Consider the following 17,909-nt stretch of genomic DNA (forward strand, 5'->3'; position numbering starts at 1 on the left):
CGGGTTCCTTCACGTCGAGGTGGGGGCGGGGCGTGCGGCGAGACGTCCGGTGCGCTGCATCCAGGCGATCACGGCGCCGCCGGTCAGGCCGATCCCGAGCAGCACCGCGAACGGCACCCAGCGACCCGTGCCGTCGGGGAAGCGGTCGAACAGACCGCCGATCGCCGGGGTGGTGATCGCGACGACGGCGGCCGCGACCAGGTAGAACCAGCCGTAGTAGGTGCCGGCCAGCGCCCTGCTCCCGACCGTGGGCAGCAGCGCCATGGTGAACGGGTTGGTCATCGCCTGGCCGACCGCGAACACGACCGTCCCGAGCAGCACCGGGGTGACGGCGAGCGAGCCGGCGGTCGTCCAGCCCCCGGCCGCGGCCGTGCCGACGAACGGTGCGGCGAGCCCGATCGGCACGAAGCCCACGCCCATCAGCACCAGCCCGACGGCCATCGAGCGGCCGTCGGTCCAGTGCGCCTTGCACCAGGCGGTGATCCGCACCTGGCCGGTGATGCCGACGACGGTGGACACCACGAACACCGCGCTGACCGCGCCCGCGACCCCGGACACGCGCTGCGCCTCGACCGGGAAGGCCAGGTAGAGCTGGTTGAACAACGAGAAGTAGCCGGCGCCGCCGAGCGCGAACACCAGGAACCGGCGGTTGGTGACGACCTCGCCCCAGCTGCCCAGCAGCCCGCGCTCCTGCGGCTCGACGGCCCGGGCGGGCAGCGCGAACAGCTGCGCCACGGTGAGCAGGGTGAACAGCGCGCAGGCGACCCCGGCGACGAGGCGGAAGTCCACGCTCAGCAGGGCGGCACCCAGCAGCGGGCCGAGCAGGGCGCCGACGTTGCCGAACACGTTGAACACCGAGAAGACCTCGGCGCGCCGGTCCCCGGCCTCCTGCATCAGGTACGCCCGCACCGCGGGGTTGAAGAACGCCCCGGCCAGCCCGGTGAGCACGGCCGCGGCGACCAGCCCCGGCAGCGAGTCGAACAGCACGAACAGTCCGAACGCGACGATCCGCATCGCGCAGCCGAGGATGATCACCGGCCGGGCGCCGATCCGGTCCGCGGCCGAGCCGCCGATCAGGAACAGCCCCTGCTGGGAGAGGTTCCGCAGGGCCAGGACCAGCCCGATCGTCGCCGCCGCGTAGCCGAGACCTGCCATGTGGGTCGCCAGGAACGGCAGCACCAGGTAGAAGCCGAGGTTGATGCCGAGCTGGTTCACCACGAGCAGCCGGGCGGGCAGCGTCAGCTCGCGGAACGCGCGCAGCACCGGGCTCCCTCCAGGTCATCTGATCGGCTGAACACGAACACAGATGACACTCGTGTGCAAGAGCCTCAGGACAGCGCGTGACCCAGCTCCCCGGCGCCGTCGAGCAGCTCGTCGGCGTCCCGGGCGACGAGCACGTGGTCGACGACGTGCGAGTACTCCTCCATCGCGCACGACGCCTGGTTCCAGTACCGGCGCTGCTCCGGGGTGATCCACCCGACCCGGTACGCGCGCCGGGCGAGCCGCTCCAGCTCCTCGGTACCCGGCGGCAGACCGTTGGAGCGGCCGTCGCCGACGAACAGCACCGCGGTCCGGTGGTCGACGGCGTCGGCGAACTGCTCGTTGATCTCGTGCAGGACGCGGCCGTAGTCGCTGGTGGCGTCGAGGTCGATACCCGGCTCGGCGAGCACGGCGGCCAGCGCGTGGTCGTCGTGTGCGCGCAGCAGTAGCTCGGTGACCTCCACCGGCGAGTCCACGAACGCGAGCACCCGGCACCGGAACGCCTGCCGATGCAGCGTGCGGGCCAGTTGCAGCACGAACGCGGTGATCGACCGGACCGACAGCGACACGTCCGCGACGACGAGCAGCCGGACCCGGTCCGGGACCTTCGCGCGGTGGTAGAGGTGGAACGGCACCCCGTCGCTGCGCATGCTGCGCCGCACCGTGTGCCGGACGTCGAGCGGACCGTGCGCGTGCTCGCGCGGCACGCGCCGCGGTGCGCCGCGCATCCGGTGCAGCAGCTCGTGGCAGGCCTGCTGCATGTCCGCCGAGCTCAGCCGGTCGGTGCCTCCGCCCTCGGGCTCCGGGCGGTCGGCCTCGCCTGCCTCGACCCGGTCGGCGAGCTGGGAGACGAACGCGGTGATCGCCTCCACCAGCTTGCCGAGCCGGGCGTCGGAGAGCTCCTCGCCCTCGGGACCGTCGGCGTAGACGGCGTGCGGGTCGTACTCGCCGAGCCAGGCCAGGATCGACTCCGGGTCGTCGAAGGCGATCTCGCCGGACACCGGCGTGCTCTCGCCGGAGGTCAGCTCCGTGCCGACGGCGGCTCCGGCCCGCTCCAGGTCGACGGTGTAGGTCATGCCGCGGCGGCCCTTGTCGTCGCCGGAGGACACCGACAGGTCCTTCTCCGAGCCGCCGAGCGAGACGTCGTCGTCGTCGCGGTGCGGGTTGAAGCCCTTCTCCTGCTCCTCGGCGTCGAGCAGGTCGCCGACCTCCGCCGTGGACGGGTCGTAGTCGGCATAGCGGCCGAGCGGGTCGTCGTCCTCGGTCAGCTCCAGGTCACCGGGCAGCCCCTCGGAACCGGGTCCGCGCAGGCCGGGGCCGGTGCCGTCGTCGTCGGTCCCGCTGTCGACGGGGGTGAAGAACGCGTCGAAGGCGCGCTCGAACCCGGGGCGCTCGTGGGCGTACTTCACCGTCACCGCGCGCAGCCCCGACCGCAGGCGATCGAGGTCGGCGGCGCCGAGCATCGCCAGCACCCGCCGGACCTCGATCGCCTCCGCCGGGGAGACGGCCACGCGCTGCGCCCGCAGCACCCGGGTGAACGCGGCGGCCAGCACGGCCAGCAGCCGGGACGCCGGGTCGCGCGGGCCGGCGCCGGTGTCCGTGGAGTCGCCGGTGCCAGGGGAGGCGCCGGTCATCGGCGGTTCCGGCGCGCCCGGTCCGCGGCCGCGCGGCCCCCGCTCGACGCGGCGCGCCCCTTCCCGAACGCTCCGGACGTCGTGTCCGCCGGCCGCGACGCCGCGCTCACCCAGCCGGCGTCCTCGGCGACCTCGACCTCGGGGGCGGGCTCGTCGCCGTCGAGCCTGCGCAGGGCCAGCTCGCGGTCCGAGCCGTACTTGAGCAGTGCCGCGAGCAGCGAGGACCGCACCTTCTCCAGCTCGCCGCCGCTCTCCAGCCCGAGCACCGCCGCGGCCCGCGAGGCGTCGATGACCTCGGAGATCGACGGCGCCTTGCGCAGCGGGAACTCCCGCAGCGTCCGGGCGAGATCGACGACGTCGGCGACGACCTCGGAGGCCACCTCCGGCGCGCGCCGGGACACGATCTCGGTCTCGCGCTCCGGAGTGGGGAAGTCGACCTGGAAGTGCAGGCAGCGCCGCTTGAGCGCCGGGGACAGCTCACGGGTGTCGTTCGAGGTCAGCACCACCCATGGCGCCGAGCGCGCGGTGAACGTACCGATCTCGGGAACCGTCACCTGCCGTTCGGCGAGCACCTCCAGCAGCAGCGCCTCCATCGACTCCTCGGTGCGGTCGACCTCGTCGACGAGCAGCACCACCGGCTCGGTGGAGAGCACCGCCTCCAGCAGCGGGCGGGCGGAGAGGAACTGCTCGGTGTAGAGGCCGGTGTCCTCGGCCTGCAGCCGCGCCGACGCCTCGGCCATGCTCGCCGTGCCCGCCAGCAGCTCGCCGATCCGGTCGCGCAGCATCTGGACGTGCATGAGCTGCTTGCCGTAGTCCCACTCGTAGAGGGCGCGGCCGTCGTCGAGACCCTCGTAGCACTGCAGCCGGACCAGCGCCCGGCCCGACGCCGCGGCGAGTGCCTTGGCCAGCTCCGTCTTCCCGACGCCGGCCGGTCCCTCCAGCAGCAGCGGCCGGTCCAGCGCCGTGGCCAGGTGCACCACGACCGCGAACTCGGGGTCGATCACGTAGTTCTCGGCGGCCAGCGCCTCGGTCAGCGCGTCGGCGTCGTCGAACGCGGCCCCGTCGAATGCGGCCCCGCCGGGCGTGGGCTGGTCTGTCGTTGCACTGCTCTCGGACACCGTTCTCCTCGCGCGTACGGGCATGGCCGGGACGGACGCGACCGCCGTGCCCGGGGGCTGATCCGGGCACGGCGGTCGCGGCCGACGGGGTGGAGCTGGTGGATCAGTAGGTGCCCTTGAAGGCGTGGTCCACCATCGGCACCAGCGCCTCGACCGTGCACTCGCGGGGATTACCGGGGGTGCAGTAGTCGCCCATCATGTGCTCGGCGATCGAGCGGATGGTCTTGTCGTCGGTCGGGATGGCGTTGCCCCGGCCGTCGTACTTGCCGGTGTTCATCCGGTTCTTCTCGTAGGTGTCGGTGGTGACCGACCCGAAGTTGTCCGGGATGCCGACGTCCTTGGACAGCCGGATGGCCTCCTCGACCGCGGCGTCGGCGGCCTGCACCGTGGTGAGGTTACGGGTGTCGACGCCGAGCGCGGACGCGATCTTGGCGTAGCGGTCGTAGCGCGAGGGCAGGTTGTACTCCCACACCCGCGGCAGGGCGATGGCGTTGTTCAGGCCGTGGTGGCTGTCGAAGAACGCCGAGACCGCGTGCGAGGTGGAGTGCACCAGCCCGAGGCCGCCGGAGTTGAACGCCTGCGCCGCGATGTACTGCGCGTGCATCATCTTCGAGCGGGCCTCGAGGTTGCGGGGCTCGTAGGTCGCCTCGCGCAGGTACTGCGCGACCAGCTCGATCGAGAACAGCGCGTTGCCCAGCGACGGCTCGAAGTCCAGCCGGGACACGTACGGCTCGGAGCCGTGGGCCAGCACGTCGAAGCCGCAGTAGGCGGTGAAGTGCTGCGGGCAGCTGTAGTAGAGCAGCGGGTCGTCGAGCGCGAGGGTGGTGACGACGGCGTCGTCGAACCCGACCCACTTCTTCGGGTCGTCCATGTCCGAGGTGTTGGTGATGACGTAGGCCCACGACGTCTCGGACCCGGTGCCCGCGGTGGTGGACACCGCGATGTGCGGCGGGTTCTCGGTGTTCGTGGACTTGGAGAAGCCCTCGAACTCGTTGATGTTGCGGCCGTCGTGGGCGATGACGACGCGGGCGCCCTTGGCGGCGTCGTGCGACGAGCCGCCGCCGATGGAGATGATGCCGTCGCACTTCTCGCTCTTGTAGAGCGCGGCGGCGTCCATGCAGTTGTAGTCCTTGGGGTTGGACTCGACCTGGTCGTAGACGACGACGTCGACGCCCTGGTACTCGACCTTGCCCTTGAGCTCCTCGATGATCCCCGAGCCGCGCAGGCCGGTGGTCACGAACAGCACGCGGGTCATCCCGAGGTTCTTGGCCTCCACGCCCAGGATGTCGTGTGCGCCCACCCCCAGGAGCGCCCGGGGGAACGGGTGGAACTCCTTGATCGGGAAGTCCCAGATCTGGTTGAGCTCGATGGCCATTGGCTCTCCTCGACGACCTCGTCGGCGTAGCGGACGAGCACAACCTTGGCTATTGCGAGTGATATGCAACAGCTACGGATGGGCACCTGACCACCTCGACGGTCGCCGGGGCAGGTTCCCCCTCCGGCCGGAGGGGGAACCGGGTGGCCGGGGTCAGGGGGTGACCGGCTCGGGGACCGGCACCGCACCGGTCACCCTGCGGCGGAACGCCGGGTCCTCGGCGAGGGTGACGGTGAGGTCGTACCAACCGTGGTCGGTGCCGCGGTCGACGTCGCGCGCGGTGTGCGGGGCGAGCGCGACGTCCGGGCCGCCGGTGATCCGGACGGTCAGGGCGGCGTCGCCGTCGTTGCGCAGGGTGACGGTGATCCGGTCGCCGGGGCCGGAGCGGGTGCCGACGGCCAGCCCGGCGCCGGGCCCGCCGACGGTGCCGGAGAGCTCGTGCCAGAACCGGTTCGGCCCCTGCACGCTCAGGTCGTAGCGGTCCGCGGGCGGGGTGACCGGCACGACGGTCTCGCCGCGCACGTCGTGGTGGGTGGGTAGCGGGAGCTCGCCGGCGTAGGGGTAGACCACGAAGTGCGCCGAGGACGCCCCGGCGTTGCGCAGCGTGATCGCCACCCGGCCGTCCCGGACGGCGGCCGACACGTCCGGCGCGTAGGGCAGCGGACGGGCCGGGCGCCTGCCGGGCTCCTGGGCGGGCAACCGCTGGTCGGCGGGCGGGACGGGCTTCCAGCGCTCCCGCTTCGACGGCGTCGGCGCGGGTCGCGACGGGTGGCTCACCGAGCGCGCGGTGCCGAAGTCGAACGCCGAGGTCAGGTCGCCGCACGCGGTGCGCCGCCAGCGGGAGATGTTCGGCTCGGCCACCCCGGTCCAGCGTTCGAGGAACCGCAGCACCGAGGTGTGGTCGAAGACCTCGGAGTCGACGTAGCCACCCACCGTCCACGGCGACACGATCGTCATCGGGACGCGCGGGCCGAGGCCGATCGGCTGCCCGTCGAACCAGTCGTCACCGTTGCCGCTCGCGGGGCGCGGCGCCACCGGCGGCGGGACGTGGTCGAAGAAGCCGTCGTTCTCGTCGAAGTTCAGCAGGAACACGGTGCGTGACCACATGCCGGGCGCCGAGGCGATGGCGTCGAGCAGCTCGTAGACCAGGGCGGCGCTGCCGAGCGGGGTGCCGGAGCTCGGGTGCTCCGAGGCGGCGGCCGGCGGTACGACCCAGCTGATTCGGGGCAGCGTGCCGCCGTCGATGTCGGCCCGGATCCGGTCCATCAGCGATCCGGGGCGGCCGCGGAACACCGCGCGGTCGAACAGGTCCCGGTCCGCCGCCGACAGCGACGCCCGGCCCTTCTCGACCCCGGCGAGGAGCCGCTCGCGCTCGTCGGCGGGCGCCTTCAGCAGGTGCTCGTAGAGCTCCTCGGTGGTGCGGTACGGGCCGCCGACCGCGCGGAGCACGGCGCTGCCGATCGCCTTGAACCGCCGGAAGTACTCCAGCGGGTTGTCGGTGAAGTTGTCCCACTCCTGGTAGACGCGCCAGTCGACGCCGGCGTCGGTCAGCCGCTCCGGGTAGGTGGTCCACTCGTAGCCGCGGTGGTCCTTCTCGTAGCCGTCGTTGGTGACGGCCCGGGCGCTGCTGCCCGGCTCGGTGCCGATCTTCCCGGACCAGTGCACCATCCGGTTCGGGTTCGTGGAGCCGTTGACCGAGCAGTGGTAGGCGTCGCAGACGGTGAAGGTCTCGGCGAGCTCGCGCTGCAGGGCGATGTCGGCGCGCTCGTAGTAGGTCATCGTGGCGGCGCCCTTGGCACGGACCCAGTCGTTCGTCCAGCCGCCTGCCCAGGCCTGGGTGGCGTCGCGGAAGCCGTGCGGGAGCGCGTCGAGGTACTGGGAGTCCGCGGCCGGGCGCCCGGCCGCCTTCGTGGCCTCGGCCAGCGAGAACGGCAGGACGGTGCCCGCGCCGTCGGGCTGGGAGAAGACCGAGCGGCCGTCCGGGAGGCGCAGCGGCGTCGTGTCGCCGAAGCCGCGCACCCCCGGCAGCGTCCCGAAGTAGTGGTCGAACGAGCGGTTCTCCTGCATCAGGACGACGACGTGCTCGATCGCGGGCAGCCCGCCCGGGCGCATCGGCTCGGCCATCGCCGCGCGCACCGACGGCGGCAGCAGCGAGCCGCCTGCCGCGAGCCCGCCGGCGGCGGCGAGCATGCCGAGGAACCGGCGTCGGGAGGGGTGTTCGGGCATGGCGGGGTGCTCCTGGGGCTGGTTCCGAAGTGCTGCGGAGGCCACGACGCCGGGACCGTTCGGCGCACAGGGAACCATTGCCACGCAGCCCGTCCGGTGACAGGCCCGCGCTCCCCGCGGGCGGTCTGACCAGCCGGGACACGGCGATGGACCGGTGCATGACGCCCCGCTGAACGAGACGTTGCCGCAGGGCCGCGCAGGCGCCGCGCTCAGCCCGCGAGGCCCTCCAGGTCCGGTGTGGTGAAGCCCTCCGGGCCCGGGCGGTAGGCCACCGAGCCGACGACGGCGGAGAACGGGACCGGGCCGTAGGCGTGCGGGAAGCGCATCGACTCCGGGTCGCCGGGCACGCCGGGCTCCCAGCGCACCTCGACGCCGGCGTGCCCCAGCGCGGCCGGGTCGACGACGAGCAGCTCGAGGTCCTCGCGGCCGGCGAACAGCCGGTTCGCGGGCAGCGCGACCTGCTCCGGCGTGGAGAGGTGCACGAAGCCGACCTCGTCCAGCGAGGCGGGGGCGATGGCGCCCTCGCGGGCGTAGCCGGCCCGCTCGTCGGGGGTGCAGAGGTGCAGCAGGACCTGCTCGTCGGCCGTCATGGCCGACAGCATGCCCGCCCGTCCGAACGGAGGGGCGTACCGGCCGATCCTTGCTTTCCGGCACCGGGTGCCAATAGCTTCGTGACCGCTGCCACCGCCGGCCGGCGGGGTGGCTCGTCACCTCTCTCGCCGAGAGCCGTAACCAGCGGAGGTTGCCCATGGACGAGCAGCGCAACGAGGACGCCCTGACCGAGGAGACCCTGGTCGAAGAGGTCTCCATCGACGGAATGTGCGGTGTCTACTGAGGCCTCGGTCGACACCACGGTGCTGAACACCGGCGGAGCCGCGGGGTCGTCGTTCGACCCCGCGGCCCCGTACCGGATCAGCGAGAGCGTCTCGGTCCGCCCCGAGCCGTTCGGAGCCCTGGTGTACGACTTCGTGACCCGCAAGCTGTCCTTCCTCAAGACCCCGCAGCTGGTCGAGGTCGTGACGACCCTCGAGCAGCACCCGGACGCCCGTAGCGCGGTCGAGGCCGCCGGCGTCCCCGAGGCCCAGCACGAGGCCTATCTGACGGCCCTGGCCGGACTGCTGAAGTCCGGCACGATCGTCGCTCGCTGATCCACCACCGCGGCACAGATCCACCACTGCGACTCACAACGAGGTGCGCCCGTGAAGCTGGTCGACCACTTCCAGTACGGCCTGAACTCGCCCATCTGCCTCACCTGGGAACTCACCTACGCGTGCAACCTCGCGTGCGTGCACTGCCTCTCCAGCTCGGGGCGGCGCGACCCGCGCGAGCTGACCACCGACGAGGCGAAGGCGGTGATCGACGAGCTCCAGCGGATGCAGGTCTTCTACATCAACATCGGTGGTGGGGAGCCGACCGTCCGCCCGGACTTCTGGGAGCTGCTGGACTACGCCATCGCCCACGACGTCGGCGTCAAGTTCTCCACCAACGGCGTCAAGCTGGACAAGGCGCGCGCCGCGCAGCTGGCCGCGACCGACTACGTCGACATCCAGATCTCGATGGACGGCGCGACCGCCGAGGTCAACGACTACGTCCGCGGGCCCGGCTCGTTCGACACCGCGATCACCGCGCTGGAGAACCTGGCCGAGGCCGGGTTCGTCGCGCCGAAGATCTCGGTCGTGATGACCCGGGAGAACGTCGACCAGCTCGACGAGTTCAAGGCCATCGCCGACAAGTACGGCGCCCAGCTGCGGATCACCCGGCTGCGCCCGTCCGGGCGTGGCGCCGACGTCTGGGACGAGCTGCACCCGACCCAGGCCCAGCAGAAGCAGCTCTACGACTGGCTGGTCGCGCACGGCGACCAGGTGCTGACCGGTGACTCGTTCTTCCACCTCTCGGCCTACGGCGAGGCGCTGCCCGGGCTGAACCTGTGCGGCGCGGGCCGGGTGGTCTGCCTGATCGACCCGGTCGGCGACGTCTACGCCTGCCCGTTCGCGATCCACGAGAACTTCCTGGCCGGCAACGTCCGCGACACCGGGGGCTTCAAGGAGGTCTGGGAGAGCTCGGAGCTGTTCACCGAGCTGCGCCAGCCGCAGACCGGTGGCGCCTGCTCGAAGTGCCAGCACTTCGACGCCTGCCAGGGCGGCTGCATGGCGGCGAAGTTCTTCACCGGGCTCCCGCTCGACGGCCCGGACCCGGAGTGCGTGCAGGGCTACGGCGAGCAGATGCTCGCCGCGCGCGACGGCGGGACGGTGATCCCGAAGTCCGACGTCGACCACTCGCGGTCCGCGCCGCGGAACTCCCGGGCGCCGAAGCAGCCGACGATGCTGTCGCTGGCGCCGCCGCCGCGGAGGCCCGACCGGGCGTGCGACGAGAACCCGCTGTCCGGGTTCACGCCGTCGGAGCAGGCTGCCGCCGCCGCGCCGGTCGCGGGGAGCTGACCACGGACCTGCTGACGGGGCCCGTCGACCTGCGTGGTCGGCGGGCCCCGTCGCGTGTGGTGTTCGGGCCGCACGAGACCAACCTCGGCGACCTCCGGCGCGGGATCACCGACGACCACGTGGCGTACTACGCGGCGCGCGCCGCCGGTGGGGCCGGGATCGTGGTGACCGAGCCGGCGTCGGTGCACGCCTCGGACCATCCGTACGCCTACGCGCCGTGCGCCGACGCCGCGGCGCCCGGCTGGGCCGCGGTGGTCACGGCGTGCCGCCCGTCCGGGGCACTCGTGCTCGCCGGGCTCGCGCACGCCGGTGGGCAGGGCAGCTCGGCGCACTCCGGGCACCCGCTGTGGGCGCCGTCGGCGGTGCCCGACGTCGTGTCCCGCGAGACGCCTGTCGCGATGGGCACCGCGGAGATCGACGCCGTGGTGCGCGGGTTCGCCGACGCCGCGCGCGCCGCCGTCGCGGCCGGCGCCGACGGCGTCGAGATCGGGGCCGGGCAGCATTCGCTGCTGCGCCAGTTCTGCTCCGGGCTGACCAACCGGCGCGACGACGGCTACGGCACCGATCGCGCCCGGTTCCTGGTCGAGGTCCTGGACGCCGTGCGCGACGCGATGGGGCCCGCGCCGTTGCTGGGCCTGCGGCTGTGCGTCGACGAGCTGGCGCCGTGGGCGGGGATCACGCCCGACGACGGTGCCGCCCTCGCCGCCCGGGTGGCGGGCCGGGTGGACCTGCTGGTGCCGGTCGTCGGGAGCGCGTTGTCGGTGGCGGCGACGCGACCGGACCTGCACACGCCGGAGGGGTTCCTGCGGGAGCGGTGCGGGCAGGTGCGCGTGGCCGTGCGGTCCGCGGTGGGTGTCACGGTGCCCGGCGGCGCGGTGCCCGGCGGTGCCGCGGGGGCTGGCGGCGCCGGCGCTGCAGGTCGCGCGGTGCCGGCGGTCGTGCTGGCGGGGAGCGTGGCGTCGCCGTGGCTCGCGCAGGCTGCGCTGAGCAGCGGCGATGCAGATCTCGTCGAGATGACGAGAGCGCAGATCGCGGACCCGCGGCTCGTGGTGCTGGCCCGCGCCGGGACGCCGGAGCGGATCCGGCCGTGCCTGCTGACCAACGCGCTCGCGGCGGCGCGGGACCCGCGGAACCCGGTCGTCGGGGACGAGCTGGAGTCGCGCGCGGGGCACGAGCGGCGCGACCCGGATCCGGAGACGGTCGTGCCGCGGGTGCGTTCCGCGGAACGCGCAGACGGCGGTGCTCGGTTACCCGGAACGGAGTACGACCTGCGTTCCGCGGAACGCGATGGCCGGCTGTCGGGGGTCGGGGAGCGTTCCGCGGAACGCACTGCGGGCACTGCGGGCACTGCGGGCACTGCGGGCGCTGCGGATGCGCCGGGGGCGGCGGAGCGGGACGCGCTCGTCGTCGGCGGCGGGCCTGCGGGGCTGGAGGCGGCTCGGACGCTCGCGTTGCGCGGGTACGCGGTCGCGCTGCACGAACGCGCGCACCGGCTCGGCGGGATGCTGCACGCGGCCGCGGCGATCCCGGGCCGCGACCGGCTGGCGCTGCCGATCACGTGGTGGGCGGCGGAGCTGGAACGGCTCGGCGTCCGGGTGCAGCTCGGGTCCGTGGTGGACGACGCGACGGTCGACGTCGCCCGGGCACGCGGTGACGTGGTGGTCCTGGCGACCGGGTCGCGAGCGGCACCATCGGACGTGGCCGCCGACGTCCCGGTGTGGCCGGCCGCGGAGCTGCTGGACGCGATGGCGCGGGACGACGAGTTCCGCGCAGGTCCAGGGTGTGGCGCGGCCGACCCCGGGGCGGCGAGTGTCGTGACCGGCACGGTCCGGGCAGTGGCGATGCGGGGCGAGGCGCCGTCCACCGGGCTCGCGCCGTTGCGGGACGCCGGTGTCCCGGACGGCGCGTCCGTGCTGGTCCGCGACCCGCTCGGCGACTGGACCGGCCCGGGCGTCGCTGAGCTGCTGGCCGCGTCGGGCTACGCGGTCACCCTCGCGACCCCCGACGCCGTCGCCGGGCACCAGCTCGGACGTTGCGGCGACATGGCCCCGGCCAACGCGCGGCTGGAGCGGGCCGGCGTGACCCGGGCGCTGTTCACCCGGCTCGTCGGTGTCACCGGCGGGCAGGCGGAGCTGGTCGACGTGCACACCGGCGCGACGACGACGGTGCCGTGCGCGGCCGTCGTCGACTGCGGTGCGCGGCTGCCGGACCGGTCACTGCCCGAGCGGCCCGGGGCGGTACCGGTGGGGGACCGGGTGGCGCCGCGGACGCTGGCCGAGGCGGTCCGGGAGGGGCGACGAGCCGGGATGCGGGCCGGGCGCGCCGTCACTTCGGAGCCTGTCGCTCCGGGGACCGCCACCCCGGGGCCCGGCATCTCGGAGCCCGGCCTCCCGGAGTGGCGTACTCCACGAACCGGCATCCTGCTGCTCAGTGCCCCGCATCTCGGCGCCGCACCGCAGCGCGACACCGCGCAGCCGGACACCGCGAGACCCGGCGCCCCGCACCTCGGCACCCCGCTGCGCCTCGGCCGCCTGGAGCTCCGCAACCGGGTCGTGTTCACCGCGCACCTCACCGGCTTCGCCGAGGCGGGCCTGCCGACCGAACGGCACACCGCGTACTACGCCGCCCGCGCGGCGGGCGGTGCCGGACTGGTGATCACCGAGGAGCACGCCGTCCACCCGGACGACCGGCCCTACGAACGCCTGATCCGCGGGCACGACCCTGCCGTGCTGCCCGGCTACCGCGCGCTCACCGACGCGGTGCACGCTCACGGCGCCGTCGTCCTCGCCCAGCTCAACCACAACGGCGCGCAGGGCACCGGGCTGTACTCGCGCGAGCCCGTCGTCGGGCCGTCGCCGTTGCCGGACCCGATGTTCCGCGAGGTTCCCGCCGAGCTCGACGCCGACGGCATCGCCGGGATCGTCACCGCGTTCGCCGACGTCGCCGCGCGCTGCGTCGCCGGCGGGTTCGACGGCGTCGAGCTGCAGTGCTCGCACGCCTCGCTGCTGCGGCTGTTCCTGTCCCCGGCGACCAACCGCCGCACCGACGCGTGGGGGCGGGACCGGGCGAAACTCGTGCTCGACGTCGTCGCCGCCGTCCGTGCGGCCATCGGCCCGACACCGGTGCTGGGCCTGCGGATCGGCGTCGACGAGCGCATCCCCGGCGGCATCACCCCCGACGAGGGCGCCGCGCTGGCCGCCCGCCTCGCCGCGACCGGACAGGTCGACCACCTCAACACCTCGATCGGTGTCGCGACCTCGACGCTGCACCTGATCGAGCCGTCGATGCACACACCGGCCGGCTACGCGGGGCACCTCGCCGCCACCGTGCGCCGCGCCGTGCGGGACGCCGGCTCGGCGATCCCGGTGATCGGTGTCGGCCGGTTCACCACGCCGGCGCAGGCGCAGGCGGCGCTGCAGCGCGGCGAGTGCGATCTGGTCGGCGTCGCGCGCGGGCAGATCGCCGACCCCGACTTCACGACGAAGGCCCTGGCCGGGCGGCCGGTGCGGCGCTGCGTCGGCTGCAACCAGGACTGCATCGGACGCGTCGGGCTGAACCTGCCGCTGACCTGCGCGGTCAACCCACGCGCCGGTCACGAGGCAGGCGACGGCCGGGCTCACGACACCGGCTCCGCCCGGGGACGCAGCTCGGCAGACGAACCAGGCGCGACCCGGGAGCCGGCGGAGGCGACGGCCCGGGCCCCGAGGCGGGTGCTCGTCGCCGGCGCCGGACCCGCGGGCCTCGCCGCGGCCGCCGTGCTCGCCCGGGCCGGGCACGAGGTGCTCGTCGCCGAACGCGCCGCCCACCCGGGCGGCCGGCTCGCGCTCGCCGCGACCGCACCCGGCCGCGCGGAGCTGGGGCACGCCGTCACCGACCTGCTGCGCGAGGCGCGGGAGGCGGGCGCGCAGATCCGGTACGGCGTCGTCGTCGACCGGGAGGTCGTGGCCGGGTACGGGCCGGACGACGTCGTCGTCGCCACCGGGTCGGTGCCCGCCCGGCCCGGCTGGGACCCGGACGGCCTGAGCGTTCCCGTGCACGACGTCCTCGCCGGGGCCGAGCTGCCGGAGGGGCCGGTCCTCGTCGTCGACGAGCTCGGCTTCCACCAGGCCACCTCGGCCGCGGAGCTGCTCGCCGCATGGGGACACGCCGTCGAGGTCGTGACGCCTGCGCTCGTCGTCGGGCAGGACCTGGGGCTCACCCTCGACCGCGAGGGGTTCCGCCGCCGCGCGTACGCCGCGGGCATCCGGTGCCGCACCGACCGGGCGGTTCTGGGGGTGCTGCGTATCGGTGAGCAGAGCAGTTCCGGTGAGCTGTGCGGTGCCGGTGAGCAGGGCAGTACCGCGGGACTGCGGGTCGAGCTGCTGCATCACCCGACCGGGCGGGTCGAGGAACGGCGGGTCGCGGCCGTCGTGCACGCCTGCTCGACCGTCCCCGACGACCGGCTGTGGACCGCGTTGGAGCACGGGCCGTGGACCCGGCACCGCATCGGCGACGCGCTCGCCCCGCGCCGGATGGACGCGGCGATCCGCGAGGGCGCCAGGATCGCGGAGACCCTGCGGCACGGTGCGGACGAACACCCCGTCGTGGTGACCGGTGCACGCTGACCGGGCGGCGCGGTCAGCTGCGTTCGTCGGCCGGGGTCGGGTCGGGGTCGGCCCCGACCGGGCCGGGCCGCCGGATCTCCGCCGGGCGGGTCTCCGCCGTCGTGTCGCCGTGCTGCGGGTCGCCGCCGAACAGGCTCTCGTGGTTGGTCCGCACGACGACGACCATGAACAGGACCGCGACCGCGACGAGCACGATCGGCGCGATGTAGGAGTACCCCGGCGCCCACTCCTGGACGAGGCCGTTGCCCGCCGCGCCGACCACCATCGCGAGGATCCGCAGCGGGGCGTTCCAGCTCAGGACGGTCGGGGTGCGGCCGTCGGCGAAGTCGGCGACCCAGTTCGTGACCGTCCCCGACAGGAAGCTCGTCGGCGTCCCGGCCGGCCCGATGTAGCGCGCCGCGGCGGCCTGGATGCCCATCGCGATCCCGGACCCGACCACCAGCAGCACCAGGTTCGCCAGGACGAATCCGTCCCCGCCGTCGTGGACGTCACGGGAATGCAGATAGGTGCCGCCGACGACGAGCACGAGGAGTTCGAAGGTGAGCGTGGCGCCGACGGCGTTCCGCCACGGGAAACGCCGCATCATCCGGACGCACAGCAGCGTTCCGAGGATCAGCCCGAGGCAGTAACCCCCGATGGCCGACACGTTGTCGAGGGCCTGCCACGGGTCGCGCTGGGCGATCGCGAGCCCGATCAGCACGAGGTTGCCGCTCATCGTCGACGCGAACACCTGGTTGAAGCTGAAGAAGGTGACCACGTTGAGGGCGCCCGCGGCGGCGGTGAGGAGCACCGTCACCGCGCCGAGAACGCGAGGGGCGGGTTCGTGCTCGTCGTATCCGGACACGTGCCGAACGTAGCAATCAGGCACGTCGTCGCATTGCGGACAGGATTTCTGGAATGCTCCTCACACTCGCTTGGCGTCGACCGGTCGCCGGCAATGCATGGGACGCCGTCGTGAATTCATCTGTTCGTATTCCGGTTCACTTCTGCGAAACAGATCGTGCCCGAGGAGGGTGCCTGCCGGAGGACGCGACCGGCGGGCGCGGCAGGATCGCGAGGACCCTGCGGAGCGGTACGAGCGAGGTGGGCACCGGTGCTCCTGGCTGAGGCGACCTGGGCCGAGGTGTCCGGTGGCACGCTCGTCGTCCCGATCGGCTCCACCGAGCAGCACGGCCCGCATCTGCCGCTGGGCACCGACACCCTGGTCGCGACGGCCGTCGGCGCCGCCCTGCACGACGCCGTCCCCTCGCTGGTGCTCGCCCCCGCCCTGCCCTACGGCGCCGCAGGCGAGCACGAGGGCTTCCCCGGCACCATCTCGATCGGCGAGGACGCGCTGCGCACCGTGCTCGTCGAGTACGGCCGCTCGGCCTGCCGCTGGGCGTCGCGGCTGATGTTCCTCAACGGGCACGGCGGCAACGTCGCCGCGCTGCGGGCGGCGACCACGCTGCTGCGGTACGAGGGCCGTGACGCCGCCTGGCTGCCGTGCGCGGCACCCGTCGACGGGGTGCCGCTCGACGCGCACGCCGGCCGTTACGAGACGTCGCTGCTGCACCACCTCGGTCCCGGCCTGGTGCGTGGCGACCGCGCCGAGTCGGGGGAGACCCGGCCGCTGCGCGAGGTCATGGAACAGCTGCGGGCTGGTGGTGTCGCCGCGGTCAGCCCGAACGGCGTACTCGGTGATCCCACGGCGGCCGGTGCAGGCGAGGGGCGTGCAGTGTTCGACGCGGTCGTCGCGGCCGCCGCGGGTGCTCTGACCGCGTGGGATCCCGACCCGGACACCGGCCGCCTCCACCCGCGCTGACCCGGCATCGCCGGTGAACCGGGCCCACCGATGCCGTGACTTATCACCGGTAAGTTGGTTATCGTCGGTATATGACCGAGACGACGACCTTCATCAACGTGTTCGAGATCCCGCGCGACGACGTGCCCGCGTTCAAGGAGAGCTGGGCCGAGCTCTCCCGGATCATGGCGGCCGCGCCCGGCTTCCGAGGGGCCCAGCTGCACGAGGCGGTGTCCGGGGAGACGCGGTTCCAGCTGGTCAACGTCGCGCACTGGGACAGCGAGCAGGCATGGCGCGACGCCGCCGCCAACCCCGAGATGCAGGCCGCGGCCCGCCGTCCGGGGGCGGAGCCACTCATGCGCGCGGTACACAACACCGGTCTCTACCGGCCCGCGCTCACCCTCGAAGGGCAGGAATGACCGCCGTGCCCGCCGGAGGGGACATCCCGCACCGCACCCGTGCCGTCCTGCTCGACTCCCGGCCGGACGGCCCGCCGACCGCCGCGAACTTCCGGGTCACCGAGGTCCCGGTGGCGGTGCCGGAGCCCGGGCACGTGCTCGTCCGGACCGGCCACCTCGGCGTCGCCGCGGTCATGCGGGAACGCATGGACGCCGGAGGCAACCTGCCGCTGCCACCGTTCGCGCTCGGCGAGCCGCCGGTCGGGCCCGCCGTCGGCACCGTCGTCGCGAGCGGTGACGACGCCGTGCCGGTCGGCGCCCAGGTCTCCTACTGGGGCCCGTGGGCCGGCTACGCCGACCTCGCGGCCGATGACGTGCAGGTGCTCGACCCGGCGCTGCTGCCCGCCCCGGAGTACCACCTGGCGACGCCGAACGGGTCCACCGCGCTCTACGGCGTCCGCGACATCGCCCGGGTCGGGCCGGGCGACGTCGTGCTCGTCTCCGGCGCCGCGGGTGGTGTCGGCTCGCTGGCCGGGCAGATCGCGCGCCGGCTCGGCGCGGACCGGGTGATCGGGACGGCCGGATCGGCGGACAAGTGCCGGCTGCTGACCACCGATCTCGGCTTCGACGCGGCCGTGAACCACCGCGACGACGACCTGGCCGGGAACCTGCGCGCCGCGGCCCCGGACGGCATCTCCGTGTACCTGGACCTCGTCGGCGGGGTCCAGTTCGAGGCGGCCGTCGCCGTCGCCGCGCCGTTCGCCCGGGTCGCGGTGGGCGGCGCGCTGGCCACCCAGCAGTCCGGGGCGGCGTGGCCGCGGCTCGACACCGGGTCCGCGATCATGAAGGGGCTCACGATCCGCGGTTTCGCGCTGGCCCACGCCCTGCACGTGACCGCGGAGTGGCCCGCGCTGTTCGCGGGCTGGCTCGGCGAGGGCATGGTCTTCCCGCACACCGTCGTCGAGGGCGACGTCGACGACGTCCCGCAGGCGCTGGCCGACCTGCTGGCCGGCAGGCACCACGGGCACGTCTCGGTCGCGCTGCGCGAGTAGCTGCGCGAGTAGAGGACGCGCGGG

At 73.9% G+C, this 17,909-nt stretch carries 14 protein-coding genes; 7 read left to right on the forward strand and 7 right to left on the reverse strand.

The window, feature by feature from the left end:
* Nucleotides 1-9 precede the first annotated feature (9 nt).
* The 6 genes from ACLE50_RS02205 to ACLE50_RS02230 all read right to left on the reverse strand — a co-directional run bounded on the left by ACLE50_RS02205 (nt 10) and on the right by ACLE50_RS02230 (nt 8,203).
* Nucleotides 10-1,263, reverse strand: a complete 1,254-nt coding sequence (locus ACLE50_RS02205) for an MFS transporter (RefSeq protein ID WP_410941636.1) — start codon at nt 1,261-1,263, stop codon at nt 10-12.
* 65 nt (nt 1,264-1,328) lie between these two features.
* A complete protein-coding gene (madC, locus tag ACLE50_RS02210; RefSeq protein WP_410941637.1) occupies nt 1,329-2,894 on the reverse strand; it encodes a MadC family VWA domain-containing protein in 1,566 nt (521 codons plus the stop codon).
* Complete coding sequence (locus ACLE50_RS02215; RefSeq protein WP_410941638.1) at nt 2,891-4,012, reverse strand: MadB family AAA-type ATPase; 1,122 nt, start codon at nt 4,010-4,012, stop codon at nt 2,891-2,893. Before ACLE50_RS02215 ends, madC begins: the two co-directional genes overlap by 4 nt.
* A 103-nt stretch (nt 4,013-4,115) precedes the next feature.
* Entirely contained in the window at nt 4,116-5,387 is a 1,272-nt protein-coding gene (gene mdo / locus ACLE50_RS02220) for an NDMA-dependent methanol dehydrogenase (protein WP_410941639.1), read from the reverse strand.
* Between the two features lie 153 nt (nt 5,388-5,540).
* Nucleotides 5,541-7,613, reverse strand: a complete 2,073-nt coding sequence (locus ACLE50_RS02225; RefSeq protein WP_410941640.1) for a phosphocholine-specific phospholipase C — start codon at nt 7,611-7,613, stop codon at nt 5,541-5,543.
* A gap of 209 nt (nt 7,614-7,822) precedes the next feature.
* Nucleotides 7,823-8,203, reverse strand: coding sequence for a DUF952 domain-containing protein (locus tag ACLE50_RS02230; protein ID WP_410941641.1), 381 nt, complete (start codon nt 8,201-8,203; stop codon nt 7,823-7,825).
* Between the two features lie 158 nt (nt 8,204-8,361).
* Here ACLE50_RS02230 and mftA point away from each other — a divergent pair, with 158 nt between their 5' ends.
* The 4 genes from mftA to ACLE50_RS02250 are packed head-to-tail and all read left to right on the forward strand — an operon-like array spanning nt 8,362 to nt 14,655.
* Nucleotides 8,362-8,448, forward strand: coding sequence for a mycofactocin precursor MftA (gene mftA / locus ACLE50_RS02235; protein ID WP_410942244.1), 87 nt, complete (start codon nt 8,362-8,364; stop codon nt 8,446-8,448).
* Nucleotides 8,438-8,761: a mycofactocin biosynthesis chaperone MftB gene (gene mftB / locus ACLE50_RS02240; protein WP_410941642.1), complete on the forward strand. Its 324-nt coding sequence runs from the start codon at nt 8,438-8,440 to the stop codon at nt 8,759-8,761. Before mftA ends, mftB begins: the two co-directional genes overlap by 11 nt.
* Nucleotides 8,762-8,812: 51 nt before the next feature.
* Entirely contained in the window at nt 8,813-10,051 is a 1,239-nt protein-coding gene (gene mftC, locus ACLE50_RS02245) for a mycofactocin radical SAM maturase (protein WP_410941643.1), read from the forward strand.
* On the forward strand, nt 9,976-14,655 hold the full coding sequence (locus ACLE50_RS02250) for an oxidoreductase (RefSeq protein WP_410941644.1): 4,680 nt from the start codon (nt 9,976-9,978) through the stop codon (nt 14,653-14,655). Before mftC ends, ACLE50_RS02250 begins: the two co-directional genes overlap by 76 nt.
* A 13-nt stretch (nt 14,656-14,668) precedes the next feature.
* On the opposite strand, the gene ACLE50_RS02255 is transcribed toward ACLE50_RS02250, so the two are convergent.
* Nucleotides 14,669-15,499 (reverse strand): YoaK family protein, encoded by an 831-nt coding sequence (locus tag ACLE50_RS02255; RefSeq protein WP_410941645.1) that lies wholly within the window; start codon nt 15,497-15,499, stop codon nt 14,669-14,671.
* Nucleotides 15,500-15,748: 249 nt separating this feature from the next.
* Here ACLE50_RS02255 and mftE point away from each other — a divergent pair, with 249 nt between their 5' ends.
* From mftE to ACLE50_RS02270, 3 genes are all read left to right on the forward strand, one after another.
* Nucleotides 15,749-16,456 (forward strand): mycofactocin biosynthesis peptidyl-dipeptidase MftE, encoded by a 708-nt coding sequence (gene mftE / locus ACLE50_RS02260; RefSeq protein WP_410941646.1) that lies wholly within the window; start codon nt 15,749-15,751, stop codon nt 16,454-16,456.
* Between the two features lie 71 nt (nt 16,457-16,527).
* Entirely contained in the window at nt 16,528-16,854 is a 327-nt protein-coding gene (locus ACLE50_RS02265; protein WP_410941647.1) for an antibiotic biosynthesis monooxygenase family protein, read from the forward strand.
* Between the two features lie 5 nt (nt 16,855-16,859).
* Nucleotides 16,860-17,885: a zinc-binding dehydrogenase gene (locus ACLE50_RS02270; RefSeq protein ID WP_410941648.1), complete on the forward strand. Its 1,026-nt coding sequence runs from the start codon at nt 16,860-16,862 to the stop codon at nt 17,883-17,885.
* Nucleotides 17,886-17,909 lie beyond the last annotated feature (24 nt).

This window comes from Pseudonocardia phyllosphaerae (genome assembly GCF_046546475.1).
Lineage (GTDB): Bacteria > Actinomycetota > Actinomycetes > Mycobacteriales > Pseudonocardiaceae > Pseudonocardia > Pseudonocardia phyllosphaerae.